General features: G+C 70.9%; 25 protein-coding genes. 13 read left to right on the top strand and 12 right to left on the bottom strand.

The window, feature by feature from the left end:
• Positions 1 to 17 precede the first annotated feature (17 nt).
• The 6 genes from HCA58_RS05795 (at position 18) to HCA58_RS05820 (ending at position 6,636) form a co-directional block, all read left to right on the top strand.
• Complete coding sequence (locus tag HCA58_RS05795; protein WP_169596731.1) at positions 18 to 1,238, top strand: hypothetical protein; 1,221 nt, start codon at positions 18 to 20, stop codon at positions 1,236 to 1,238.
• A gap of 125 nt (positions 1,239 to 1,363) precedes the next feature.
• Positions 1,364 to 2,029 carry a hypothetical protein gene (locus HCA58_RS05800; RefSeq protein ID WP_169596732.1) on the top strand — a complete coding sequence of 222 codons (666 nt, stop codon included), beginning with the start codon at positions 1,364 to 1,366 and terminating at the stop codon, positions 2,027 to 2,029.
• Positions 2,030 to 2,660: 631 nt separating this feature from the next.
• Positions 2,661 to 3,836, top strand: a complete 1,176-nt coding sequence (pdhA, locus tag HCA58_RS05805; RefSeq protein WP_169596733.1) for a pyruvate dehydrogenase (acetyl-transferring) E1 component subunit alpha — start codon at positions 2,661 to 2,663, stop codon at positions 3,834 to 3,836.
• Positions 3,836 to 4,825 carry an alpha-ketoacid dehydrogenase subunit beta gene (locus tag HCA58_RS05810; RefSeq protein ID WP_169596734.1) on the top strand — a complete coding sequence of 330 codons (990 nt, stop codon included), beginning with the start codon at positions 3,836 to 3,838 and terminating at the stop codon, positions 4,823 to 4,825. The genes pdhA and HCA58_RS05810 overlap by 1 nt, the downstream gene beginning before the upstream one ends.
• 5 nt (positions 4,826 to 4,830) lie before the next feature.
• Positions 4,831 to 6,279, top strand: a complete 1,449-nt coding sequence (locus tag HCA58_RS05815) for a dihydrolipoamide acetyltransferase family protein (RefSeq protein WP_169596978.1) — start codon at positions 4,831 to 4,833, stop codon at positions 6,277 to 6,279.
• Between the two features lie 219 nt (positions 6,280 to 6,498).
• A complete protein-coding gene (locus tag HCA58_RS05820; RefSeq protein ID WP_165521953.1) occupies positions 6,499 to 6,636 on the top strand; it encodes a hypothetical protein in 138 nt (45 codons plus the stop codon).
• Here HCA58_RS05820 and HCA58_RS05825 read toward each other — a convergent pair.
• On the bottom strand, positions 6,624 to 6,977 hold the full coding sequence (locus tag HCA58_RS05825) for a hypothetical protein (protein WP_169596735.1): 354 nt from the start codon (positions 6,975 to 6,977) through the stop codon (positions 6,624 to 6,626). The genes HCA58_RS05820 and HCA58_RS05825 overlap by 13 nt on opposite strands.
• Before the next feature lie 2 nt (positions 6,978 to 6,979).
• Here HCA58_RS05825 and HCA58_RS05830 point away from each other — a divergent pair, with 2 nt between their 5' ends.
• Positions 6,980 to 9,352, top strand: a complete 2,373-nt coding sequence (locus tag HCA58_RS05830) for a hypothetical protein (protein WP_169596736.1) — start codon at positions 6,980 to 6,982, stop codon at positions 9,350 to 9,352.
• A 224-nt stretch (positions 9,353 to 9,576) separates the two neighbouring features.
• Positions 9,577 to 11,412 carry an NHL domain-containing thioredoxin family protein gene (locus HCA58_RS05835; protein ID WP_169596737.1) on the top strand — a complete coding sequence of 612 codons (1,836 nt, stop codon included), beginning with the start codon at positions 9,577 to 9,579 and terminating at the stop codon, positions 11,410 to 11,412.
• A gap of 31 nt (positions 11,413 to 11,443) precedes the next feature.
• Here the strand turns inward: HCA58_RS05835 and HCA58_RS05840 are convergent, their stop codons facing one another.
• The 3 genes from HCA58_RS05840 to HCA58_RS05850 are packed head-to-tail and all read right to left on the bottom strand — an operon-like array spanning position 11,444 to position 13,702.
• On the bottom strand, positions 11,444 to 12,193 hold the full coding sequence (locus tag HCA58_RS05840) for a 5-oxoprolinase subunit PxpA (protein WP_169596738.1): 750 nt from the start codon (positions 12,191 to 12,193) through the stop codon (positions 11,444 to 11,446).
• Positions 12,177 to 12,998 carry a biotin-dependent carboxyltransferase family protein gene (locus HCA58_RS05845; protein WP_169596979.1) on the bottom strand — a complete coding sequence of 274 codons (822 nt, stop codon included), beginning with the start codon at positions 12,996 to 12,998 and terminating at the stop codon, positions 12,177 to 12,179. The genes HCA58_RS05840 and HCA58_RS05845 overlap by 17 nt, the downstream gene beginning before the upstream one ends.
• A 32-nt stretch (positions 12,999 to 13,030) precedes the next feature.
• Positions 13,031 to 13,702: an allophanate hydrolase subunit 1 gene (locus HCA58_RS05850; RefSeq protein ID WP_169596739.1), complete on the bottom strand. Its 672-nt coding sequence runs from the start codon at positions 13,700 to 13,702 to the stop codon at positions 13,031 to 13,033.
• Between the two features lie 94 nt (positions 13,703 to 13,796).
• Between HCA58_RS05850 and HCA58_RS05855 the strand changes: the two genes are divergently transcribed.
• Entirely contained in the window at positions 13,797 to 14,474 is a 678-nt protein-coding gene (locus HCA58_RS05855) for a hemolysin III family protein (protein WP_169596740.1), read from the top strand.
• Positions 14,475 to 14,625: 151 nt separating this feature from the next.
• On the opposite strand, the gene HCA58_RS05860 is transcribed toward HCA58_RS05855, so the two are convergent.
• From HCA58_RS05860 to HCA58_RS05875, 4 genes are all read right to left on the bottom strand, one after another.
• The gene (locus HCA58_RS05860; RefSeq protein WP_043961115.1) at positions 14,626 to 14,895 is read right to left on the bottom strand and encodes a DUF6458 family protein; all 270 of its coding nucleotides are present in this window, start codon (positions 14,893 to 14,895) and stop codon (positions 14,626 to 14,628) included.
• A 211-nt stretch (positions 14,896 to 15,106) separates the two neighbouring features.
• A complete protein-coding gene (locus HCA58_RS05865) occupies positions 15,107 to 16,963 on the bottom strand; it encodes an acyl-CoA dehydrogenase (protein WP_169596741.1) in 1,857 nt (618 codons plus the stop codon).
• Between the two features lie 140 nt (positions 16,964 to 17,103).
• Complete coding sequence (locus tag HCA58_RS05870; protein WP_169596742.1) at positions 17,104 to 18,231, bottom strand: PP2C family protein-serine/threonine phosphatase; 1,128 nt, start codon at positions 18,229 to 18,231, stop codon at positions 17,104 to 17,106.
• Between the two features lie 100 nt (positions 18,232 to 18,331).
• Positions 18,332 to 18,967, bottom strand: coding sequence for a septal ring lytic transglycosylase RlpA family protein (locus HCA58_RS05875; protein WP_169596743.1), 636 nt, complete (start codon positions 18,965 to 18,967; stop codon positions 18,332 to 18,334).
• 179 nt (positions 18,968 to 19,146) lie between these two features.
• Between HCA58_RS05875 and HCA58_RS05880 the strand changes: the two genes are divergently transcribed.
• The gene (locus tag HCA58_RS05880) at positions 19,147 to 19,698 is read left to right on the top strand and encodes a phosphoribosyltransferase family protein (protein ID WP_169596744.1); all 552 of its coding nucleotides are present in this window, start codon (positions 19,147 to 19,149) and stop codon (positions 19,696 to 19,698) included.
• A gap of 48 nt (positions 19,699 to 19,746) precedes the next feature.
• Here the strand turns inward: HCA58_RS05880 and HCA58_RS05885 are convergent, their stop codons facing one another.
• Positions 19,747 to 20,262, bottom strand: a complete 516-nt coding sequence (locus HCA58_RS05885; RefSeq protein WP_169596745.1) for an alpha/beta hydrolase — start codon at positions 20,260 to 20,262, stop codon at positions 19,747 to 19,749.
• Positions 20,263 to 20,433: 171 nt separating this feature from the next.
• Here HCA58_RS05885 and HCA58_RS05890 point away from each other — a divergent pair, with 171 nt between their 5' ends.
• On the top strand, positions 20,434 to 20,751 hold the full coding sequence (locus tag HCA58_RS05890) for an ASCH domain-containing protein (RefSeq protein WP_346775894.1): 318 nt from the start codon (positions 20,434 to 20,436) through the stop codon (positions 20,749 to 20,751).
• Here the strand turns inward: HCA58_RS05890 and HCA58_RS05895 are convergent.
• The 3 genes from HCA58_RS05895 to HCA58_RS23355 form a co-directional block, all read right to left on the bottom strand.
• Positions 20,657 to 21,535 (bottom strand): LLM class flavin-dependent oxidoreductase, encoded by an 879-nt coding sequence (locus HCA58_RS05895; protein WP_205807738.1) that lies wholly within the window; start codon positions 21,533 to 21,535, stop codon positions 20,657 to 20,659. The genes HCA58_RS05890 and HCA58_RS05895 overlap by 95 nt on opposite strands.
• A 638-nt stretch (positions 21,536 to 22,173) precedes the next feature.
• On the bottom strand, positions 22,174 to 22,491 hold the full coding sequence (locus HCA58_RS23350; protein ID WP_240955564.1) for a hypothetical protein: 318 nt from the start codon (positions 22,489 to 22,491) through the stop codon (positions 22,174 to 22,176).
• Positions 22,455 to 22,715, bottom strand: a complete 261-nt coding sequence (locus HCA58_RS23355) for a hypothetical protein (RefSeq protein WP_240955566.1) — start codon at positions 22,713 to 22,715, stop codon at positions 22,455 to 22,457. Before HCA58_RS23355 ends, HCA58_RS23350 begins: the two co-directional genes overlap by 37 nt.
• 169 nt (positions 22,716 to 22,884) lie before the next feature.
• Between HCA58_RS23355 and HCA58_RS05905 the strand changes: the two genes are divergently transcribed.
• Both HCA58_RS05905 and HCA58_RS05910 read left to right on the top strand, forming a co-directional pair.
• A complete protein-coding gene (locus HCA58_RS05905; RefSeq protein ID WP_346775883.1) occupies positions 22,885 to 23,787 on the top strand; it encodes an LLM class flavin-dependent oxidoreductase in 903 nt (300 codons plus the stop codon).
• Between the two features lie 74 nt (positions 23,788 to 23,861).
• A complete protein-coding gene (locus HCA58_RS05910) occupies positions 23,862 to 25,205 on the top strand; it encodes an LLM class flavin-dependent oxidoreductase (protein WP_346775884.1) in 1,344 nt (447 codons plus the stop codon).
• Positions 25,206 to 25,215 lie beyond the last annotated feature (10 nt).

The raw sequence follows: 25,215 nt of genomic DNA on the forward strand, positions 1-25,215 counted from the left end.
CGGCGTAGGGTCGAGTCATGGCCACGCCACAGACCCCTTACGACGCGGTGCTACACGCCGCACGCGACGTGACCAAGCTCGACTCGGCCCTCGATGCGGAAATGCTCGGTGCGGCCCTACTCGGCAGCGTCTACGAGGTCGCCGAGACGGACCGGGAGGCGGCGGTACGCGACTTCGTCGGCGGGTTCCTCGCCGCCACATCGAGACGACGGGCGGCTGCCGCGACGACGGTCCGGGCCGTCTTCGCGGCCCTCGTCCCGGACGCGGCCGGCGCGGACCGGGTACGGCCCGGCGCGACCGCACCGGCCTGGTGCGGGCAACTCGGGAAGGTGCACGTCACCGGCACCTGGGCTTACGGCGACGTGTACGGAGACCAGACCTCCTACCTGGCGACATTCGCCTACGACGACGCCACGGGAGGGCCGGAACACGCCCTGGTCGCCCTGGTCGACCACAACATCGGCATCACCAAGGACGTGTTCGTCGGCGGTCCCGCTGGGCGGATCCTGGATCAGGTGCGGCAGTTGTGCGCCGATGACGAGCTGACCTGGTTCCGGGAAGAGAGTCCGACCCGGATGCGCGATCAGGTGAGCCGTCACCTGGCCGTGACCGACCACCTGGGGCAGCTGCCGGGCGCCGCCTCACTGGCAACCGATCGGGCGCTCGTCGGGGCGCGGCTGGCGGTACTGCCGACCGCGACCGCACCGCCGCCCCGGCAGGCCGACGAACCACTACCCGACGCCGAACGAGCTGCCGAGATCCGCCGGTTCCTGAGTTCACCGGACGCCGCCCGGACCGGACTGGACTCGGTCGACGACGCCGAGCTGGCCTCACTGCACTTCTGTCTGGGGCTGCTGCTCGACCATGCGGCCACCTTCCCCGACGCCGACCCGCTGCGGTGGAGCCCCACCGTCGCCGGTCTGTTCCTGCTCGACTGGGTGCACCGCCGGGCCGTCCTCGACATGGACGACGCGGCGATGCTGCCCCGGGTGCTGCGCGCCTGGGCCGGGTACGCGGCCCACCGGCGTGGTCTGCCCGAGTCGGCGGCCATCGCCACGGACGCCGCTATCGAGGAGATGGTGCCGGAGTTCGTCCGGCTCTACGCGACAGGTGAGCGGCGCAGCCCGGCCACCGCTGCGGTGGCCCAGTTGATGGCCGACGGTATCGATCCGGACGACCCGGCGGCTCTGGACGCCTGGATCGACGCCAACCGACACCGCCTCGCCGACGACAGCTGACGTACGCCCGCACTCACCGCAGCTCCGTCCCCCCGGCAACCGGCCGGCACCGCTCCCGGAGGCGGATCCGTGCCCGCGCGCGGGCGCTGCGATTGCGCTCGGGTACGCCCGGTGGTGAGGATTCGGTGACGAGATCGGCCGGCGGAGGCGTCGGCGCGGAACCACCTCCGCTGGGGGAGACCGACGGACCTCCCGGCGCGGTGGGCTCGACACACGTCGGGGGGCCGCTCGACGCACTCGGGCCGGTCGTCGGCGTCGGCGTTGTCGGTCCGGCGGAGGCCGAAGGGGCATCCGAGGGACCCGGGTCGGCGGACGCTGACGGATCACCGGTCGGTTCGGCGGAGGCGGGTGGCGGGTCCGGGCCGGCGCTCGGCGTCGGTGAACCGCTCGTCGGGGCCGGTGACGGCGCGGGGGCCCGGGTCGGCTCGGGTGCCGGGCGAGGGGCGGGGGTGCTGGTGGGCGGCGGGATCGCCGGTGCGGCCGGCGGTGCGTCGGGGCGGCGGGCCGGCGTGTGCTCGACCGGGGTACCGACCGTCGTCAGCCGTGGCGTCGGCATCGTGGGGTCGACCGGTGCAGCCGCCGGCTCGACCGAGGGCACGGCGGTCACGGTGGACGTCGGAGCACCGGTGGGTGCCGCCGGGACCACCACCGGACCGGCCGAGGGCGTCGGGATGAACGGTGTGCCGTCATCCGGCAGTGCCGTGCTGCCGATCGTCGCGGAGCCGGTGCTGATCGCTGCGAGCAGCGGCATCGAAGCCGTGCCGACGAGCAGTGCCACCGTCAGTAGGTAACCGCGGGCGGGCCCGGTGGTTCGGACAGCGCGATGGGCACCCACCACCCGGCGATAGCCGGGTGCGCGGTGCCGGCCGAGGATCGGCGTCCCGGGGCCTTCACCTGGTTCGGACACCACGCACTCCTCGTCGTCACCTCTGGTCGAGGCCGCCCACCGGCGTCCCCGGCGGGCCTCGGAAGCTGCTCGACCCGCCGGATCAGCCTGAGACAGTGACTCTGTGTCAGCCAACCCCACACCGCGTGTCGACACGCGTATCTGGCTGAACGGTGACGAACCACCACCGGAACGGTCGTGCGTCGCTCGACCCGGCTCTCCGGTGTTTCGGGTAACGAAGCGGGCCAGACGTCGGATGCGAGGCAGGCGGGGTGTGGGGCGACTCACCTCTGATGCGAAACTGGAGTCACGGCGGCAGCGCAGCCGCGACCTCCGCGCACCCACGCGGTAGGCGCGACTGGGCACCGGCGCTCCCGAACCGGGTTCGGCCAGAATCCGGCTCATGCCGCGCGGCAACCTCTACCGGGGTCAGGCGCGGCCGCCAGGAACCGGTCCGGCACCAGCCGGGACGGGCGCACGAGTCGCGCGGCCGGGTGACCCCCCGGTGCCGACGCAGACACGACAGGGAGAGACGGATGGCAAAGGGCGACCCTGGGGCTCCGGCCCGCGGCCGGCGAGCCGCACCCCGATCCAGAAAGGCCACGACCGGCGATCCCGAGCTGGTGCAGCTGCTCACCCCTGCGGGGGAGCGGATCGAGAGCGTGACCGGCCCGGACGGCATCGAGTACCGCGTCGACTTCACCGACGAGGAGTACCGCGGCCTCTACCGCGACCTGGTGCTCGTTCGGAAGCTGGACGCCGAGGCGACGGCCCTGCAACGGCAGGGCGAGCTGGGCATCTGGGCGAGCCTGCTCGGCCAGGAGGCGGCTCAGGTCGGTTCCGGCCGGGCGCTGCGTACGCAGGACATGGCGTTCCCCACCTACCGCGAACACGGCGTCCTCTACTGCCGTGGCATCGACCCGATCATGCCTTTGGGCCTGTTCCGCGGAGTCGACCAGGGCGGCTGGGATCCGAACGAGTTCAAGTTCAACATGTACACCATCGTGATCGGGGCGCAGACCCTGCACGCGACCGGCTACGCCATGGGTGTCGCAATGGACGGCAAGACCGGTAGCGACGACGGTGAGGCGGTGATCGCCTACTTCGGCGACGGTGCCACCAGCCAGGGCGACGTCAACGAGGCGTTCGTCTGGGCCGGCGTGTTCAACTCCCCGCTGGTGTTCTTCTGCCAGAACAACCAGTACGCCATCTCCGAGCCGCTGGACCGGCAGACACGCATCCCCCTCTACCGGCGGGCCGCCGGCTTCGGCTTCCCGGGCATCCGGGTCGACGGCAACGACGTGCTGGCCACGTACGCGGTGACCCGACACGCGCTGGACAACGCCCGGCTCGGGCAGGGCCCGAGCCTGATCGAGGCGTACACGTACCGGATGGGCGCGCACACCACCTCCGACGACCCTACGCGCTACCGCATCGCCAGCGAGGTCGAGGCGTGGCAGGCGAAGGACCCGATCGCCCGGATGAAAACCTTCCTGGAACGGGAGAAGATCGCCGACGCGGCGTTCTTCACCGAGGTCGACGAGCAGGCCCGCCGCGAGGCGGTGGATCTGCGTGAGCGGGTGCTCGCGATGCCGGACCCGGAGCCCACCACCATGTTCGACCACGTCTACCCCGGAGGATCGCCGCTACTCGACAAGCAGCGTGCGCAGTTCAGCCGGTACCTGGAGTCGTTCGAGGGGAGCGTGCACTGATGGCCACGGAGACGCTCACCCTCGGTAAAGCCCTCAACGTGGGCCTGCGCAGGGCACTCGAGGACGACCCGAAGGTCGTCATCATGGGCGAGGACGTCGGCAAACTCGGCGGGGTCTTCCGGATCACCGACGGCCTGCAGAAGGACTTCGGCGACCAGCGGGTGATCGACACGCCACTTGCCGAGTCCGGCATCATCGGCACCGCGGTCGGCTTGGCCATCCGGGGCTACCGTCCGGTCTGCGAGATCCAGTTCGACGGTTTCGTCTACCCCGCCTACGACCAGATCGTGTCGCAGGTGGCGAAGATGCACTACCGCTCGCGGGGCAAGCTCAACATTCCGATGGTGATCCGGATCCCGTTCGGCGGCGGCATCGGCGCGGTCGAGCACCACTCCGAGTCGCCCGAGGCGTACTTCTCGCACACCGCCGGGTTGAAGGTGGTTTCCTGCGCCAACCCGCAGGACGCCTACGTGATGATCCAGCAGGCCGTCGCCTCGGACGACCCGATCGTGTTCCTCGAGCCGAAACGGCGTTACTGGGAGAAGGGTGCCGTCGATCTGGACGGCCCGTTGTCCGAGGCGTACCCGCTGCACGCGTCCCGGGTGGCGCGGGCCGGCACCGACGCCACGCTGCTCGCCTACGGTCCGATGGTGCGTACCTGCCTCGACGCGGCGACCGCCGCTGCTGAGGACGGCCGGGACCTGGAGGTCGTCGATCTGCGTACGCTCTCCCCGCTGGACCTCGGCGTGGTGTACGAGTCGGTGCGTCGTACCGGTCGTGCGGTGGTGGTGCACGAGGCACCGTCGAACGTCGGTCTCGGTGCGGAGATCGCGGCCCGGATCACCGAGGAGTGTTTCTACTCGCTCGAGGCGCCGGTGCTGCGGGTGGCGGGCTTCGACACGCCCTACCCGGCGGCCCGGGTGGAGGAGGAGTACCTTCCCGACCTCGACCGGGTACTCGACGCCGTCGACCGTACCTTCGGCTGGTGAGCAGCATGTCGCGGATCAAGGAGTTCAATCTGCCCGACCTGGGCGAGGGCCTGACCGAGGGTGAGATCCTCGCCTGGTTGGTCAAGGTGGGCGACACGATCGAGCTGAACCAACCCATCGTCGAGGTGGAGACGGCCAAGGCGGCCGTGGAGATCCCGGCGAAGTGGGCCGGCCAGGTCCAGGCGATCTTCCACCCGGAGGGTTCGACCGTCGAGGTCGGCAGCCCGATCATCGCGATCGACACCGACCCGGACGCTGGCCCGGTGCAGGGGTCCACCACCGGTGCGCCGGCCAGCGACCGGCCTGTCCCGTCGGCGGCGTCGTTGGCCGCTGTCGAGGTCGCGCCGGCCGAGGGTGCGGTCGAGCCGGGGCTCATCGGCGGCCCCGCTCCGGGTGGCCGTACCGCGGTTCTCGTCGGCTACGGCCCGCGCACCACCGCGGCGAAGCGTCGTCCCCGCAAAGACACGGCCCAGGTCACGTCCGTACCGGTCCAGAGCCCCCCGGCGCAGGTCGTTTCGGCACCTGTCCCGCCCACCGCCACGCCGGCCAACGGCAACGGTCGGCACAGCGGGCCGGTACTGGCCAAGCCGCCGGTACGTAAGCTCGCCCGGGACCTCGGGGTCGATCTGGGCGCGCTGACCGGAACCGGACCGTCCGGTTCGATCACCCGGGACGACGTACAGCGGGCGGCGGCCCCGGCGGTCGAGCCGTCGACGGTCACCACCTCGGTCAGCTCGGCGGCGAGCTTCGGCACGGATCGCGAACAGCGCATTCCGGTCAAGGGCGTACGCCGGCTCACCGCCGAGAACACGTCCCGTTCGGCCTTCACCGCCCCGCACGTCACCGAGTTCCTGACCGTGGACGTGACCCGGGCCATGAAGGCCCTCAACCGGCTGCGTGAGCGGCGGGAGTGGCGCGACGTGCGCGTCTCTCCGCTGCTGCTGGTCGCGAAGGCGGTGCTGCTGGCGGTCCGGCGGCATCCGATGGTCAACTCCAGTTGGGCCGGCGACGAGATCGTCGTGAAGGAGTACGTGAACCTCGGCATCGCGGCGGCCACCGAGCGCGGCCTGATCGTGCCGAACATCAAGGATGCCGGCCGGTTGACGCTGCGCGAGCTCGCCGATGCGATGACCGGCCTGGTGCAGACCGCCAAGGCGGGCCGGACCTCGCCGGCCGACATGTCGGGCGGCACTTTGACGATCACCAACGTCGGGGTGTTCGGGGTGGACACCGGTACCCCTATCCTGCCTCCGGGCGAGTCGGCGATCCTGGCCTTCGGGGCGGTACGCGAGCAGCCCTGGGTCCACAAGGGCAAGGTCAAGCCGCGTCTTGTCACCACGCTCGGCCTTTCCTTCGACCACCGGATCGTCGACGGTGAGCTGGGGTCGAAGTTCCTGCGGGACGTTGGCGATTTCCTCGCGGATCCGGAGGCGACGCTGCTCGCCTGGACCTGATACCTCGCGCGACGGCTACGGCCGGTGTGTCACGGGTTACCGCCCGGCACACCGGCCGTTGCCATTCGGTGAAGAAAGCACCGTAGGCAGCAGCCCGTGACCTAAGAATCTTAGGCTGGTGTCTCAGCTCACCTAATAATCGCTGGATAACCGAGGCGCTCTGCGCTTCAATGGAGGAGACGACGGGACGACAACCGAATAGCCAGGAGGAGAGACACCATGAGCATGATCGAGCGAATCCGCAACCGCCGCGACGCCAACCGCCGCGCCCGCGCCATCGAGCGGGCCCTGCGCTCCGCCAGTTCGCCTGCGGTCCGCGACGAGATCCTCGCCATTGCCCAGCGTCACATGCACTGACGCCACACGGCCTTATCGGCCTCCTCCAGATCGACGACCCGCCCGGGCTGACCGGGCGGGTCGTCGGCGTTACGACCGGCCACTGACACCGGGATACCGCCCCGACGCAGCGCCCGGTACGGTGGGGCTCGGTCGTCGTCCACGCTCGGGGACAGGCCGAGGTGATAGAAGCATCTCGACACCGTCTGACGACGGACAGTGACGATAGACGCTCCCCGGAAGTCCACCAGCGGGTACCGGGATACGGTGCGGGGAGCCGGCACTGCCGGTACGTCGGCACCGCCGGCTGCCCTGCCGAGATTATCGGCGACGGCGGCCGACATGTGATGGAGGAGGCGCACGCATGACGTCCGAGGGCCCGCACCGCCCCGGCCAGGAGCCGGACGAGGTGCCGCCGGGCGGCGGCGGACCGGCGCCGTACGGCGACCGACCGGCTCAACAGGACAACGGGTACGGCGCATCCGCCCCCGATCTCGGTTGGGCTCCGCCACCACCCGCCCGCCCGGACACACCCCCACCAGCCTGGGCGAACCAGCAGGGCAACGCCTGGGGTAGCGCCCAGGCGACCCGGCAGGCGGAAACCGTGCCGGGCAACTGGGAACAGGCTGCCGGCAACCAGCCGACCTGGGCACCGCAGGGGGACCAGCCACAGCAGCCGAGCCCGGGTTGGTCGCCAGCCGGACCACCACCCACATCAGACGGACCCGCCTGGGCGAACGGCGGCCAGTCCGGGCCGGCCTGGGCCGCCCAGCCCGCTACGGCGGACACCGCACAGCCGGCAGAATGGACACCGGACAAACCAGCCGCGAACCAACCCGAACGGCCTACCGGTCAGGCACCGGGGAACCAGCCGGACTGGGCCAACTCCCCCCACGTCGACGACCAGGCTCCCGGGTGGGCCTCGACCGCAGGTCAGTCCGAGTCGGCCCAACCAGCCTGGGCGCAGACCGACCAGCCCACACCCCCCCGCGAGCCGGCAGCCCGGGCCAGCGCCCAGGTGCCGGTCCCCGACGCGGGTCAGCAACAGCGACCCACCGACGGATCGTCCGGGGCCGAGACATGGCCCGCCGAGCAGCCGGAACAGCCCGGCTGGGCAGCCGGCCAACGACGAGAGCCAGGCGGCTGGGCGGCCGAGCAACCAGCGGAGGCCCGGAACCCGGGCGGTGACCGACCGGCACAGCCCGAATGGGTTACCCCCGCCCGGGAAGAGCTGACCGGCTGGACCGGAGGAAACCCCAACCCTGGACCGCAGCCGACGTGGAGCCCGTCCGCCGAGCCCCTCCCCTCCCGTACCGCCGCCGACCGGTCCGCCGTGCCGGACGTCGAGCCGTGGGCGCCCGGGGAGGCGTGGGGTCAGGCGACCGCCGCGCCCCAGACCAACGCCGAGCCCGACGTGAACCGGCCTGACGACGCGGTCTACCGGCCCGCGCCCGCCCCGGGCATCTCACCCGCCAACATGGTGCCGTTGCCGCCGCAGGAACAACGGGTGCCCGGTGCCAGCCTGGCCGCCACCCCACCCGCCGACTTCGCCCAGCCCGCACCGTTCACCGACGACCCGGCCGGATCGGCCGGCGGAACGGCATGGGGTCAGCCCGAGCCCCGACACGACGAATCACAACCCCCGGCCATCCCGTCCCCCCGGACCTCTCCGGAAGCCGAAGGCCGGTCCGGACCGCCGGCCGGTGGTGGTGTCGCGGCGAGTGCGTCCGTCCCGCTGTCCAGCCGGGTCATGCCGCCGACCGACCACCCGGTGCGCCCGGCCGGTTCACCCGCGCCCCAACCGAGGGTGTACGGCCGGCCGGCGCGCACCGAGCACACCGAGCACACCGAGGAGCCCGCCCAGGCGCACGGCGATCAGCCACCCGTACCCCGCTTCGACCAGGGGCCGGGTCGATTCGACGTCGACCCGGCCGCAGCCCGAGGCGATCAGGGGCTGGAGCGCTTCGAGCAGGTACCGCAATCCCGCTCCGCCGACCGGGAACCGCCGATGGGTGGGCTCAACGCCTTCGCCGGTCCGGTCGCTCCGGCTTCGCCGGCTGCCCCACCGGCGATGCCGTCCTTCGTCGATGCACCACCAGCCAACCGGCAGGTCAACGGCGTACGTCCGCACGCCGAGCCGGAACGGCCGGCCGACCCGTTCGGCGGCACGCCGCGTGACCAGTTCGGTGGCCCCGGCCACAACCCGTACGGCGGGCCGACCGAACGCCAGGGTGGCGCCTACGGCTCTCCCGTCCGGTCCGAGCCGGGCAGCGAACACACGACTGCGTTCCCACCGCCACCCCAGTCCGCGCCACCATGGAGCCCTGGTCCGGGCAGTGCGTCAGGCGAGGTGGAGCAGGGCCGATTCGACGCGTTCAAGCCCGTCGCCGAACCGGACGCGGAATCCCCGCCACCGAAGGTACGCAACGGACGGGTGCTCGCCGCAGTGCTTGTCGCCGCAGTGCTCATCCTGGCCGTTCCGCTCGGCCTGCTGATGCTCCTCGGCATGATCGGTGGGTCGGACGACGCGAACGCCTTCGATCCGCCGGTCGGCTCCTGCGTCAAGCGTTCCGGCACCACCGCCGTGGCTGCCGACTGCACCGAGCCGGATTCCTTCAGCGTGGTGTCGAAGGTCGAGTCGAAGGACAACTGCCCCGACCCGGCCATGCCGCATGTGGACCTCCGCAGCGCCACCGCCAACCCGGTGCTCTGCCTCAAGGCGGCGGCCGGCGGCTGAGCCCGCGTACGCGACGGCGGGGTCACGGTTCGCCCGTGGCCCCGCCGGGCAACGCTCGCACTCCGCGACAGGTCCCGCTCCCGCGGCCGTCGGGAGGGCAGGGGTGGCCGCAGACCGTGTCCGCCGCGCGGTGCCTTTTCCCGGCCTGCCGCCCCCGTCGGCCCGCCTTGCCCGGCCTGCCCCTTAGCGTCAGCCCGCCTACGTCGGTAGGGCACGATGAGGTCATGAGTGCACGTGTGCGGGCTCCCGAGCTTCGAGGTCGGGCCTGGCTGAACACCGGCGGGCGGGAGCTGACGCTCGCCGACCTGCGAGGCAAGATCGTGATTGCGGATTTCTGGACTTTCTGTTGCATCAACTGCCTGCACGTACTTGACGAGTTACGTCCCCTGGAACAGAAGTACGCCGACGTCCTCGTGGTGATCGGTGTGCACTCACCGAAGTTCGAACACGAGAAGGACGCCGACGCCTTGGCCGCCGCCGTCGAGCGGTACGGCGTGCATCACCCCGTCCTCGACGATCCTGAGCTGGACATGTGGCAGCAGTACGCGGCCCGCGCCTGGCCGACCCTCGCGGTGATCGATCCGGAGGGGTACGTGGTGGCCACCATGGCGGGCGAGGGTCATGCCGACGGGCTGACCCGGCTGGTCGACGAACTGATCGCCAGCCACGAGGCGAAGGGCACGCTGCACCGGGGCGATGGCCCGTACGTCCCGGTCGCCGAACCGGAGAGCACCCTGCGGTTTCCGGGCAAGGCGGTCGCCCTGCCCTCCGGAGGTCTGCTGGTTTCCGACTCCGCGCGGCACCGACTGGTCGAGTTGGCAGCCGACGGTGACACAGTCGTTCGTGCCATCGGCGCCGGTGAGCGGGGTCGCACCGACGGTTCCGCCGCTGCCGCGACCTTTTCCGAGCCGCAGGGGCTGTGTCTGCTGCCCCCGCAGGTGGCCGAGGTCGCCGGCTACGACCTGGTGGTCGCCGACACCGTCAACCATCTGCTGCGGGGCGTCCGGCTGGCTACCGGAGAGGTGGTGACTGTGGCCGGCACCGGCCGGCAGTGGCGGTCGACGGTCGACGACCACGCGCACGACGCCCGGTCAGTCGATCTCTCCTCACCCTGGGATCTCGCCTGGTACCAGGACAAGCTCATCGTCGCTATGGCCGGCATCCACCAGCTCTGGTGGTTCGACCCGGTCAAGCGCACCGCCGGCATGTACGCCGGTACGACCGTGGAGGCACTGCGGGACGGGCCGCTGGCGGAGGCGTGGCTAGCGCAGCCGTCCGGGCTCGCCGTCTCCACCGACGGCAGCCGGCTCTGGATCGCCGACAGCGAGACCAGCGCCGTCCGGTACGTCGAGAACGGTGTCCTGGGTACCGCTGTGGGTCAGGGTCTGTTCGACTTCGGCCACGTGGACGGGCCCGCGGCGCAGGCTCTGCTTCAGCACCCGCTTGGCGTTTGCGCCCTGCCTGACGGCTCCGTCCTCGTCGCCGACACCTACAACGGCGCGGTCCGCCGGTACGACCCGACCGCCGATCGGGTCGCCACCGTCGCGACCGGCCTGGCCGAACCGAGTGACCTGGTGCTGACCGCCGACGGTGCGGTGCTGGTGGTGGAGTCGGCGGCACACCGCATCACCCGGTTGGCGCCGGGTGCGCTCTCGGCGGCGGGTGCGGAGACCATCGACGGGCCCCGGCACCGCACCGAGCGCCGACCGACCGACCTGGCGGCGGGCGAGGTGGTGTTGGACGTCGTCTTCACCCCCGCACCCGGGCAGAAGCTGGACGACACCTTCGGTCCGTCCACCCGGCTCGTCGTCTCGGCGTCGCCGCCGGAGCTGCTGGTCGAGGGAGCGGGGGCCGGCACGGAACTGTCCCGGCGACTGGTGATCGACGGTGCCGTACCTCACGGGGTGCTTCAGGTCACCGCCCAGGCGGCCACCTGTGACGCCGACGTGGAGCACGCAGCCTGCCATCTGACCCGGCAGGACTGGGGCGTACCGGTGCGGGTGGTCGACGGCGGCGCCGGCCGGCTGCCGCTGGTCCTGCGTGGCATGGACACCGACTGACCTCCTCCGGCCGCTCCGTCAGGAGGGCACCTCAGGTGAACGGTGCGGGGGTGACCCCGGCATCGAGGAGGGCGGCACGGACGAGTTCCGCTGCCGCCACCGCGCCGGGGCTGTCGCCGTGCAGGCAGACTGACTCGACCGGGCACGGGACGGTGCCGCCGTCGACGGTCACCACGACCTGCTCGGTGGCCATCCGCACCGCCCGGCGGGCCACCTCCTGCGGGTCGGTGACCAACGCGTCCGGTGAGGTGCGCGGTACCAGGCAACCGTTCGGCAGGTAGTTGCGGTCAGCGAAACCTTCGGCCACCACCCGGACGCCGGCTCCCTGGGCGAGTTGGGCGAGAACCGACCCGGGCGGGCAGAGCACCGGCAGTTCCGGGTCGTGGTCTTCGAGTGCGGCCAGCAGAGCTGCCGCCGGCAGTTCCTCGCTCGCCGCCGCATGGTAGAGCGCCCCGTGTGGCTTGAGGTAGCGGACCCGGGTTCGGTACGCCCGACAGAACGCGTGTAACGCGCCGATCTGGTAGAGCACCTCGTCGCGCAGTGCCGCGAACTCGTACTCGATGTGGCGGCGGCCGAAGCCGGCGAGGTCCCGGTACCCCACCTGCGCTCCGATGGCGACTCCCCGTTCAGCGGCGGCGGCGCACACCCGGCGCATCGTGGCCGGGTCGCCGGCGTGGAAGCCGCAGGCGACGTTGGCGGAGGTGACCAGATCCAGTAGGGCCTGGTCGTCGCCGAGACGCCAGACGCCGAAGCCCTCGCCGAGATCAGCGTTGAGGTCCATGGAATCTCACCGTAGTGCCTGGACGGGCCTGCGCGAGCGGGGTCACGTCGTCCACCACCGCGACGACCGGGTATCCGCCGGTGGTGGGATGGTCGGCGAGGAAGACGAGTGGTTGACCGTCCGCCGGCACCTGCACCGCGCCGAGTACCAGTCCTTCGCTGGGCAGTTCCCCGGCTGCCGCGCGGGGTAGCGGCGCGCCGCTCAGACGCGCACCGACTCTGTTGCTCAACGGGCTCACCTGGTACGCCGTGCCGAGCAGCCGGTCCAGTGCTGCCGGGGTGAACCAGTCGTGCCGGGGGCCGAGCCGCACGGTGAGCCGCAGTTCCGTCGGCAATGCCATCGGCACTGTGAATTCGACGGGTGCGGGCGGTCCGGTGGGGGTGCCCAGTGGCAGCCGGTCGCCGTCGCGTAGCGGGGCCGGTCCGAGCCCGGCGAGGGTGTCGGTGGACCGGCTGCCGAGCACCGGTGCGACGGCGATACCACCGGCCATCGCGAGCCAGCAGCGCAGCCCTCGTCGGGCGGGACCTATGTGCAACACCGTCCCGCCTGGTACGGCCAGCGGGCAGCCGACGTCGCCGGGGCGTGGTCCGACCCGCACGTCAGCCTCGGCACCGACCACCGCCACGGAGGTGGCCCGGGTGGGGCGCAGGGCGCAACCGGTCAGGGTGATTTCCAGTCCGGCCGCGTGTTCCGGGTTGCCGACCAGCCGGTTGGCCAGGCGCAGGGCCATCGGGTCGAGGGCACCGGAGCGGGGTACGCCGAGATGCGCCCAGCCTGGCCGTCCGAGGTCCTGCACGGTGGTCATCGCACCGGCCCGGAGCACCTCGACGATGCCGTTCACCGGTCCACCAGTCGGACCCGAAGGCCGGGGCTGAGCAGGGCTGGCGGGTCAGCTGTCACGTCGAAGAGGGTCACCTCGGTCGTTCCGACCAGTAACCATCCGCCGGGGGAAGCGGTGGGGTAGATGCCCGCGTACCGCCCGGCCAGGGCGACCGAGCCGGCCGGTACCCGTTGCCGAGGTGTCGCCAGCCGGGGTACGGCCAGTTCGGCGGGGAGGCCGGTGAGGTACCCGAAGCCGGGGGAGAAGCCGCAGAAGGCCACCTGGAACTCGGTGCCCCGCAGGCGGCGGGTCACGCCGGGTATGTCCGTCCGCCAGAGTTCGGCGACCCTGGCGAGGTCCTGCCCGTCGTAGGACACGGGCACCTCGACGAGGCGGGCGGGCGCGACGGCGGATTCGTCCGTCCTTCCGGTGGGAGGTGCGACGGCGGTCCAGGTGGCGATCTGGGCGGCGGTGGCGGGCGGGTCCGGTACGCCGTCGAGCAGTACGGTGGCGGCGGCCGGCACGATCTCGGCGGCGACCAGTTCCCCCAGTTCGCGACGGCGCCACAGTTCTGCCCGCCATGCCTCGACGGTGGCGGCGTCGTCGGTTTCCCTTCCGTGCGCGGCGGCATCCTGCGGTGTGGCGAGGTCGAGCAGGAGGGCGTGTGTGCCGACCGGTCTGATCCGCATTCCGCCATCTTTCCGTAGTCCGGTCGCCTACGTGTCGGACGGCGTGACCAGTGGCACTACCTGAAAGTAACCTACGCTGTCGTAACCTATGGGCGTGACCACCTCAGCACGCCCCCGGCTCAAGCCGGTCGACATCGGGAAACCCCGGATGCGCGGCTGGCTGCACACGTACGCCTTCTTCGTCGCCCTGGTCTGCGGGATCGTGCTCTGTTCGATCGCCGCCGCCCGTCCGGGCTGGACCCCCCTGGTCAGCTCCGCCGTCTACAGCCTCACCGTCTGCGGTCTCTTCGGCACCAGCGCGCTGTACCACCGTCGGGTGTGGTCGGCGCGCGGCTACGCGGTCATGCGCCGGATGGACCATTCGATGATCTTCCTGTTCATCGCCGGCACGTACACACCGTTCTGTGTACTGCTGCTGGAGACCCGAGCCGCCGTCATCATGCTGTCGATCGTCTGGGGCGGCGCCCTGGGCGGCGTGGCACTGAAGTTGGTCTGGCCGCACGCCAGCCGGTGGGTCTCCGCTCCGCTGTACCTTGCCCTCGGCTGGGTGTCCGTGGCGATGCTGCCCGACATCCTCCGTCAGGGCGGCGTCACCGCACTTGTGCTGCTCGCCGTCGGCGGTGGGATCTACACGGTGGGCGCGGTCTTCTACGCGCTGCGTCGCCCCAACCCGTGGCCCACCGTCTTCGGCCACCACGAGTTCTTCCATGCCTGCACCCTGGTCGCCGCGATCTGCCACCACATCGCCATCTACTTCGCCCTGTTCGCCTGAGCTACCAGCCGAACCGGGTGTCGACGCGAGTTCCAGAAGTAGAGGGTCACGATCAGCCCGGCGACGCCGGCGAGCATCAGCGGCCACGGATGAGGTTGCGGCATCGACCGACCTACCCCGGCACGGAGATCACGTGCGGGCGGCGGGTCGCTCAGCTCGGTGGCGCGGTCGGTGGTGGCGGGTCCGGCGGCGGCGGCATCATCGCTGTCGGGTGCGAGAGGCGGTTCTCCTCCACGATCAGGGTCCGGGCCCGCTTGCGGCGGTCCTGCCAGAACCAGAGCGTGGTGAGCAGCACGGCCAGCCCGGCCAGGATGAAGACCCAACCGACCGCCCGCAGGTCGACCCACCAGACGTTGGCCCGGATGGCGAAGGTCAGGATCGCGCCGATCGCGATCAGGAAGATCCCACTACCAATGCCCATGTGCGCGGCACTCCCCCGTGCGGTTGCTCTGGGCGTACTCGAACTGGCCCGCGACGGTTACCCGTCCGCCACGGGATTACCCGTACCACGGGTTCGCTGATCGCGTCGGCTCAGGCACGGCAACAGCCGGCGGGCCTGGGGCCGCCGGCTGTTGCGTTGACACGGGCCGGGCCGGGTGCCACCACGCGTCGCGATCGGGTGCCGCCGTGGCTCAGAATGCCTCCTCCGGGAGGTCCATGATTTCCAGGTCGGCACCTTCGATGATCCGGCGGTCGGCGCCGATTCGGGGCAGGACCTCGCGGGCGAAGAACCGGGCAGCAGCCACCTTTCCGGTGTAGAACGCCTGGTCGGTCGCCGTCACCTCGCCGGCCAGAGCCGTCAACGCCACGTCGGCCTGCTTCTGCAGCAGCCAGCCGACGACCAGGTCCCCGATGGCCAGCAGGAAGCGCCTGCTGCCGAGCCCGACCTTGTACAGCGCCCGCGTGTCCCCGCCCTGCGCCTCGCCCAGCCAGCCGGTCATCACGCCAAGGATGTTCTGGATCTCGGCGAGTGCCCTGCCGAGCGCCTGACGCTCTTCCTTCAGCTGGCCGTTGCCCGCCTCGGTGGAGATGAACTCCTGAATCTCGCCGGCCACGGCCATCAGCGCCTTGCCGTTGTCCCGGACGATCTTGCGGAAGATCAGGTCGAGGCTCTGGATCGCCGTGGTGCCCTCGTACAGAGTATCGATCTTGGCATCCCGGACGTACTGCTCCAGCGGGTAGTCCTGCAGGAAGCCGGAGCCGCCGAAAGTTTGCAGCGACTCGTGCCCGAGCAGCTCGTACGCCCGCTCCGAGCCGACGCCCTTGACCAGCGGAAGGAGCAGATCGTTGACCCTCTTGGCCAGTTCGATGGCCTTCTCGTCACCGGCCGCCTCCGCCATGGCGACCTTGTCCTGCCAGGTGGCGGTGTAGAGAACCAACGCACGCAGGCCCTCGGCGTACGACTTCTGCAGCAGCAGCGAGCGACGCACGTCGGGATGGGCGGTGATGGCCACCCGCGGCGCGGTCTTGTCCGCCATCTGCGTCAGGTCGGCACCCTGTACCCGGTTCTTGGCGTACTCCAGCGCATTGAGGTAACCGGTGGAGAGGGTGGCGATGGCCTTCGTACCGACCATCATCCGAGCGTACTCGATGATCATGAACATCTGTCGGATGCCGTCGTGCTTCTCGCCCAGCAACCAGCCCTTGGCCGCCACACCGTGCTCACCGAAGGTGAGCTCGCAGGTGTTGGAGACCTTCAGACCCATCTTGTGCTCGACGTTCGTGGCGAAGACGCCATTGCGCTCGCCCAACTCGCCGGTGTTCTCGTCGAAGTGGTACTTCGGCACGACGAACAGCGACAGGCCCTTGGTGCCCGGGCCGCCCACCCCCTCGACGCCGACGGGGCGGGCGAGTACGTAGTGGACGATGTTGTCGCTCAGGTCGTGCTCACCCGAGGTGATGAAACGCTTGACGCCCTCGATGTGCCATGAGCCGTCCGGCTGCGGGATCGCCCGCGCCCGACCGGCGCCCACGTCCGAGCCGGCGTCCGGCTCGGTGAGCACCATCGTGGAGCCCCACTGACGGTCGATGAAGAGCTTGGCCCACTTCTTCTGCCGCTCGGTGCCCTCGACGTGCAGCACGTGCGCGAAGGACGGGCCGGAGGCGTACATCCAGACCGGCGCGTTGGCGCCGAGCACCAGCTCGGCGAGCGCCCACCACAGCGCCCGGGGGGCGTTGGTGCCGTCGAGTTCCGACGGCAGGTCCAGACGCCAGAACTCGGACTCCATGAAGGCCTGGTACGACCGCTTGAACGATTCCGGCAGCGGGGCGGTGTGCGTGGCCGGATCGAAGACCGGCGGGTTGCGGTCGCTGTCCTGGTAACTGGCGGCCAGGTCCTGCCGAGCCAGCCGGTCGACTTCGGCGAGGAAGCTCCGCGCGGTGTCGACGTCGAGGTCGGAGTACGGCTCCTGGCCGAACGCCCGGTCCGCTCCGAACACCTCGAACAGGTTGAACTCAAGGTCCCGAAGATTGCTCTTGTAGTGGGTCATGTGGCTGGCCCCGCTTCCGGACAGGTGTTACCGATCAGTAACCCCGACTCTATTACTCACGGGTAAGAAGCGACAACCCGTCTTCGGTAGTGACAGGAATTACACACCTGCGGTTCGGGTTCGCAGCCGCCCTCCGGTGATCACCCTTCGGCGTCACCGACCTCCCAACTCGGTACCGCGACCGTCGCCCTGCCAGGAGAGCCCGTGTACTCCATCAGAACGAGTGCGATGTCGTCGTCGAGCCGACCGTGCACCCACTCGACGAGAGCCGTCTCCAGCGAAGCGAGGCCGTCACCGACCGTTCCGTGACCGAGCAGCCGCCAGGCCCGGTCCGCAGTGGGAAAGAACTCGCCGTCCCGCCGCGCCTCGCCGAGCCCGTCGGTGAACAGCAACAACCTGTCGCCCGGCTCCAGCCGCTCGACCCTCGGCCGGACCACCGGCATGAAGCCCAGCGGAGGTGCCGGTGCCGGCGGCTCAAGAGAAAGCACCGCCCCGCGACGGAGCAGCAACGGCGCCGGATGCCCACAGTTGACGATGGTCAGCGTACCGCCACGCTCTTCCACCAGGGCAGCCGTCACGAAGTCCTCGTCGCCCACGTTGCGCGCCACAGCCCGGTCCAGATCCGTCACCACGGCCCGCAGATCGGCGCGCTCGTACGCCACGTGCCGGTACGAGCCGAGGACGATGCTCGCCAACCGGACCGCCTCCAGGCCCTTGCCGCGCACGTCGCCGATGATCATTCGAACGCCGTACGGAGTCTCGATCGCCTCGTAGAGGTCACCGCCGATCTCGGCCGTGGCGGTCGACGATATGTACCGGCCGGCCACCGAAAGAGCGCCCAGGCGAGGGCCCAGCGGACGTAGCACCGCCTGCTGGGCCACCATGGCGAGCTTCGACAGTTCGGCGATCTGCTCCGCCTGCCGCTGCCGAACCGCCGCCACCGCCACCGCGACTCCCGTACCCAGTGCGATGCCCGCCACCGCGACAGCGGTGGAGAGCGACATCGTCGGCTCGGCCAAGGCGAAGACCGCCCCCAGCACGGCGGCCGCGGCACCGACCCCGAGCACGACCCGCCAGGAAGCGAGCGCGGCGGCCATGAACGGCGCGGAGACCATCAACGCGATGTAGCTCGCCGTGGGCCCGTCCGCCACCTCGACCACCGAGACGATTGCGAGCAGCACGAGGGCCGCGCCGAGGCCGGCGCGGGATCCGGGGCTCAGCGGGCTACGGCCCGACTGGAGCAGATGCGTGCGTACATCCGACAGCATGCCCGATGTGCCTGGGGGAAAGAATGAGCCTGGCCCCTCGTACGAGACGGTTCTGGCCGCGAGGAGCCGGGGCCGGAACCGATCGCGGCGCTCCACCGGCTCAGCCGAGCACCTCGTAGCGGACCTCGATGTGACCGAGGTCGAGCGATGCGATCTCGGCGAACGCGGCCTGCGCCAGGTCCAGGCACCGCCCCTCGATGAACGGACCGCGATCGTTGATCCGCACGGTCACCGATTCACCGCTGGCCGGGTTGGTCACCCGCACCCTCGTGTCGAAGGGCAGTGTCTTGTGCGCGGCGGTCATCCCCTCCGGGTCGAACGTCTCCCCGTTGGCGGTCATCTGTCCCTGCCAGTAGAAAGAGGCGCCGCAGGATCCGGTCTCGACCACCGGACTGGCGGTGGTCTTCTTGACCGTCGGCTTCGGCGTCGGACCTACCGTGCGCTGCCTGCTACGTGACGGCGCCTGTGTGGTGCGGCTCGGCTGCGGGCTCGCCGTCGGGCTCGGCGACACACCGACGCTGGCGGTCGGCGAGGCGCTGGGCGGGTTGGTCACCGGAGCGCTCGTCCCGATGGTGGGAGTCGGGTCGATCACGACCGGTCGCACCGGCTCAGGCTCGGCGGTCAGCCGGACAGCGCCGACGGTGCTTCCGACAGCGAGCGCGACCACCACCACGGCGCTGGCCGAGAGAGCGGCCGGCGAGGTGAGTCTGCGGCTACGGGAGTGCTTACCAGCCACCTGTCGGGTCCTTTCTCGGCGGGTCGAACCGGGTCGGACCATAACGAGAAAGGCACTTCCGATGTCAACGTGATCATGTTGATTTGCCCGCAATTAGGAGGATACGTGAAGCCGATCATCCGAGACATGGTCGGCCGGGTGGGCCGCCGCTCGACCGGTGCCTGACGCAGGATGGTCACATGCCCACTGAGCTGACAAGACGCCTGGTCGAGCTGTTCGACTGGGTGGACCCCGGTCCGGGCGCGAGCCACCTGGTCAGCGACACCTCCGGATGGTGGCGGGACGCGGCGACGCTCGCCGCACTCGGACCCGCGCTGGTTGCACCGTTCCGGGCCACCCGACCCACAGTGATCCTGTCTCCCGCGGTCACCGGGCTTCTACTCGGACCGTTGGCAGCCACCGCCCTCGGAGTGGGTTTCGTGGTAGCACACAAGCCGGGTGACGGACGGCTGCCCACCGGACCCCTGACCTGGGCGAGAAGCTCCCCCGACTTTCGCGGCCGACGTGTGGACCTCGCGGTGCGGGACCGGTCTCTGGGCCCCGGCGACCGGGTGCTGGTGGTGGACGACTGGGTGGACACCGCTGCCCAGGTCCGCGCCAGCTACGAGATCTGTTCGGCCCGGGGAGCGGAACCGGTCGGCACGGCCGCCGTGGTGGCCACCTGCCCGCCGGCAGTGGCAGCCGATCTACGGATCACCGCCCTCCTGACCTCATCCGATCTCCCCTCCTGACGCCCGCCCCACCGTCCGACACCTCGCCCCGTGGAACGCGACCACCGATCAGCGGACGAAGTCCTCGACCACCGTGCAGACCCGGCCGAGCGCCTCGGCGGAGTGGGCAAGCGGACCGGGCACCATCAGCGCATGGTCGGCACCAGGAATCTCCAACACGTGCGGGGTGAGCCGCCGGGCGACCCCGCCATCCCAGGACGGGTCGGCGGTGCCGCCCACCAGAACGAACGGCGCGGTAGCCCGGCGCAGCGCGTCGACCACCTCGCCCCGGTGCAGCAACGGGGTGAGCCAGACGGCGGGCAGCCGCCGGCCGACCGCGAGCGGAGCGGCAAGGGTACCGAGCGACTTGCCGACCAGCAGATCCGTGCCCTCATCCAGGGTCGGGGAGACCTGATCGCACACCCACCTGCCGATCGTGTCGACATCGAAGTCCTCCGGCACCTGCCAGGAGATGCCGTGCAGCCCGAAACCGACCCGGCGAAGCGCCTCACCCAGGTAGAGGAAGAGAGGGTACCGGGTGTCGTACCCGCGTCCCGGGATGAGCACCGCACGTTTGTCCGTCATGGACAGCTCCTTGTCGTCGGCCACCGACCGTACCCGCATTCGCGCCCTCTCGTGACGACTCATGCAAGCTGTAGGACGGGTAGCCTCGACAGGGTGTGGCCACGCATCGGCGGTCTGTGCACACTGGCCCTCGGCGCCCCCGGTGAACTACGGTCCCGCCTCAACACGCTCGTGCTCGAAGGCGTCAAGACCGCCACCGCCGGCCTGCTCGACGACTACACCGACGAAGGCGAAGCACTCGAACACGTCGGAGAGCGGCTGGTCCTGGTGGACGACGACGATGCCTTCGTGGCCGTCGTCCAGGTGACCGGCGTCAAGGTGACCCGGTTCGCCGAGGTGCCGTCGGATTTCGGCCGTCGTCCCGGGCACCTCAGTCGACTGGCGCCGCTCAGGCTCAGCGGCGCAGCTCCGGCAGGAGGCGGGTGGCAACCTCCACCAGGACCGCCTCGTCACCGGCAAACCAGCTGCTCTCCCGTGGCCAGTGCGTGATCACATCGGTGAAGCCCAGCTTCGCCGCCCGCTCCACCTGGTCGGCGAAGAACTGGGCGCTGCGCAGCGAGAAGACCGGTGCCGAGTCCAGCGAAAGGTAGCGATCCAGGCTGGCCGGATCCCGCCCCTGCGCTGCCAGCGTCGCGTCGAGCCTGACGGTCAGCTCCGCCACTGCGGCCCACCAGTCGTCCAGCTCGTCGACGGCCGGCCCGGTGGTCACCCAACCCTGCCCGAATCGGGCCGCGATCCGCATCGACCGGGGCCCGTTGGCGGCCACCACGAACGGTGACCGAGGTTCCTGAACGCAGCCCGGACTGCTCCGCGCGTCGACCGCCGCGTACCAGTCGCCCCGCCAGGTGGTGCCGTCCCGCCGCAGAACCGTGTCGAGCAGCTCGGTGAACTCCGCGAACCGGTTCACCCGCTGCCGGGGAGTCAGCCTCTCACCGCCGAGGACCTCGGCATCGAACCCGACACCGCCCGCACCGAGGCCAAGCAGCGTCCGCCCATCGGAGACGTCGTCCAGCGCGGTAACCTGCCGGGCGAAAGCCGCCGGATGCCGGAAGTTCGGTGAGGCGACGAGCGTGCCGAGACGGATCCGGGCGGTCACCGTCGCGGCGGCGGTCAACGTGACCATCGAATCGAACCACGGCCCGTCCACCAGGTCACGCCAACCCAGGTGATCGTATGTCCAGGCGTGGTCGAAGCCCCACTCTTCGGCCCGCCGCCACCGGTGCCGAGCCACCGACCAGCGCTGGTCGGGCAGGATCACGATGCCAACCCTCATGATCACAATGGTACGGTGCGCAGCGGTCGAGGTGCGGGAAGCCGGAGAAGCGGCTCGGGACATGCACCTGCAAACGGCGGTGGAGTTGGAGCGGGTGACGGGAATCGAACCCGCACTGTCAGCTTGGGAACAACGCGACAACCGTCCCTCCTGATCTCACCCAGTCCCGGATCGTGCCGCTGACCTGCCCATAGGTCTCAGCCACATCCCAGCGCATCTCCTGCCCGGACAGCCCATCCCGGGTGGTTCCCCAACAACATCCCCAGCGCGGACACGCCCTGTGTCGTGCTGTTCCGGGGTATTTCGCACGCAACCGGGCGCCTTTTCAGCCGGCCGCCAGGCGCGTTCCGCGCCCGCCGCAAAGCGCGCATGGCAGAGGGCCGGGAACCGCATAGATACACGTGAAGCACCTACCGGATCCGGAATCGAACCGACCACCTACGCTTACCGAATCTGACGGTTCCTGACTTGTCAACGTTCACTACGAACTGCCACTGAGCTGCACAGACGCGATCGTGGAGTGGGCATCGATTGTCACCGGCAGCCGATGATCAGCAGGGGTTTTCGGGGGGTAGAACGGGGGTACAGTTGGCTGCTGCCGTGACGTCTGGCGCGGTCCTGGCTGCCTACGCAAACCGCTAACGGCAAGCACGGAGAGCGCCGAGGTAGCCGACGGCCCGGTCGGCGAACCGCCAGTTCACCACGTTGACCGCCGCGGCGGCGATGTCGCCGCCGATGGCCTGCCAGTCGCCGCGGGCCACGAAGATCCGGACCGCCACCGCGGTCGCCGCGAGCACCGCGGTCGCCGCGAGCACCGCGGTCGCCGCGAGCACCGCGGTCGCCGCGAGCACCGCGGTCGCCGCGAGCACCACCGTCGCTGCGGGCAGGATCCGCTCGGCCCGACGCGCGTAGAAATTGATCAGGGAGACGCGCCCGGTGCGCTCGATCTCGGCCACGATCTGCCCGGTGATGCGAAGCCGGAGATCACGAAGAAGACGTCGACCCCGACGAAACCGCCGGGCAGGAACGACAGCCCGGCGTGGTAGAGCAGCACCACCCGACGGCCACGGCTCGCAGCCGGGGCGACATCGCCCGGAACCGGCTCGGGCCGCGCCCGCTCGCCTCCTCGACGCGGGGAACCGTCCCGGGCAACCTGGTTCGTCAACTCCGGGGAGGTCACCGCGATCCTCGGACTCTGGGCCCGTCTGGCCAGGGAACGCTAGCGGCTCTCACAAAAGCCGGCAACGGCCGCTGTCACGCCCCTGGCAGTCGAGTCGTCTCCCTGGTAACCCTCACCGCACCGGGCCGGCCGGGTGTCCCGTGCCCGGATAGCGTTGCGAAGGAGAGTCGTGAGCGGATACAGAGCTGGCCCCCTGGTCGGTTACGAGCTGCCCGCCGGCACGGAACCGGTCGCGACGGCCCGGGCGGCCGAGGCAGCCGGGGTGGACTTCCTGGTGCTGCCCGACCGGCCCGCCGCGCCCGATGACCGGCCGGGACCGCCGGCCGCGCTGATCACCGCTTCCTGGCTGGCTACCCGAACCGAACGGATCGGGCTGGTGATCGAGATGCCGCCCGCGTACACCGAGCCGTACAACCTGGCCCGGATGCTCGCCTCGCTGGACCACGTGAGCGGGGGGCGGTCCGGGTGGCTGGCGTCGAGCGCGCCGGACCCGGCCGCCGACGCTAACCACCGTCGTGCGGGTGTCGACCCGGCGGTGAACCGGGCGGCGCGCACCGCGGAATACCTGCCGCTGCTGCGCGACCTCTGGGACACCTGGGAGGACGGCGCGTTCACCCACGACAAGGCGACCATGCAGTTCGTAGACGGCGACCGGGTGCACACGCTGAACCACGAGGGACCGCTGCTGCGGGTGGCCGGGCCGCTGAACGTGATCCGACCGCCGCAGGGGCATCCGCTCGTGCTGGCCGACGCCGGCGACCGGGGCGCGGCGGCCGACGCGGACGTGCTGATCGGCCGGTCGCCAGGCGACGACGACCGGCCGTGGTTATGGGCCGCGCGGCCGGACGACGTCCGGCGGTCGGGGCCGGACGACGCGGACGGCGCCATCGGCTGGCTAGTGCGGTTCGACAGCGCCGAGGAGTGCGTCGCGTTCACCGAGGCCGGGTTGCCGACGTGGACCGCCGACTGGCCCGCGGAACAGCCGTTCCTGCTGCGCGAACGCTTCGGTCTGAGCCGACCCGCGAACCGCCTCGCCCACTGCGTCGGCGCCCGGACCGGCCGGACGCGCTGACGCCCGCGCGAGAGCGCCGCCTCCGCGACAACGCGCCGCACCCCACGAGCGCCGACCGACAGGAGCCGACCGACGTGACCGCACGCATGATGCACCTCGGGCTGATGTTCTGGGCCACCGGCACCCACCCGGCCGGCTGGCGCCACCCGTCCGCCCGCGCCGACGCCGCCTACGACATCGCATTGATCCAGCAGGTCAGCCAGGCCGCCGAGCGGGCCCGGCTCGACTTCATCTTCCTCGGCGACCGCCTGGCCAGCGACCCGACCCTCCAGCACAGCAATCCGGCGCAGATCTCCCGGCTGGAACCTTTCGTCGCCGCCACCGCGATCGCCGCCGCCACCGAGCGGATCGGCATCGTGGTGACCGCCAACCCGACCTACTCCGACCCGTACGGCATTGCCCGGCTGCTCGCCTCCCTGGACCATGTCAGCGGCGGCCGGGCCGCCTGGAACCTGGTGACCGGCGCGGACCCGGCCGCGGCCGGCAACTTCGGCCGCACCGAGCACTGGCCGACCGATCGGCGCTACGACTGGGCGGAGGAGACCCTGGTCGTGGTCCGGGCGCTCTGGGACAGCGAACCGGGACGGCCGGTGCGGCATCGGGGCACGTATTTCTCGGTGGACGGGCCGCTCGACGTGGGCCGCCCGCCGCAGGGTCAGGTGGTGCTGCTGAACGCGGGCACCTCGGACCGCGCCCGGGAGCTCAGCGCGAGCGCGGCGGACGTGGTGTTCGCCGGCCCGCAACCGGATCTGGAGGCGCGTGCGGAGTTCTACGCGGACATCAAGGCGCGGGCTGCCCGCCACGGTCGTGCCGACGACGTGACCATCCTGCCCGGCCTGATCGTCGTGGTCGCGCCGACCACCCGGGAGGCGGTGGCCCGCTACGACGCGCTGAACGCGCTGCTGCCGCTCGATCCCGAGCGGGAACCCGGCACCCAGGTGCGGGCCGGCGGCCTCGGCGAGGGGCTACGGCACAATCGCGGTTCGGCGGCGCGGCTGTTCGGGATCGGCATACCCGACGACCTGTCCGCAGCCGTGCCCGCCGCGGAGCTGGCGGCGGTGGCACCGGAGGCCCGGCAGCGGCTGGCCGACATCACCCGGCTGACCCGACGTACCGCCACCGGACCGGACCGGATCACCTACGCGGATCTGGTGCACGCCTGCCCGACGCAGCCCGCGCACACCGTGGTCGGGAGTCCGACCGAGGTGGCGGACATGATGCAGGACTGGTTCGAGCGGGGCCTCGCGGACGGTTTCAACGTCTACCCGAGCACGGTGCCCGGTTCGGTCACCGATTTTACCGAGCTGGTGGTGCCCGAGTTGCAGCGGCGCGGCCTGTTCCGCACCGAGTACGCCGGCACCATGCTGCGTGACCACCTCGGCCTGCCGGTGCCCGCGCGCCGGCAGATCGCGGCCTGACGACACGGAA

The sequence above is a fragment of the Micromonospora sp. HNM0581 genome (genome assembly GCF_012726175.1).
GTDB lineage: Bacteria > Actinomycetota > Actinomycetes > Mycobacteriales > Micromonosporaceae > Micromonospora.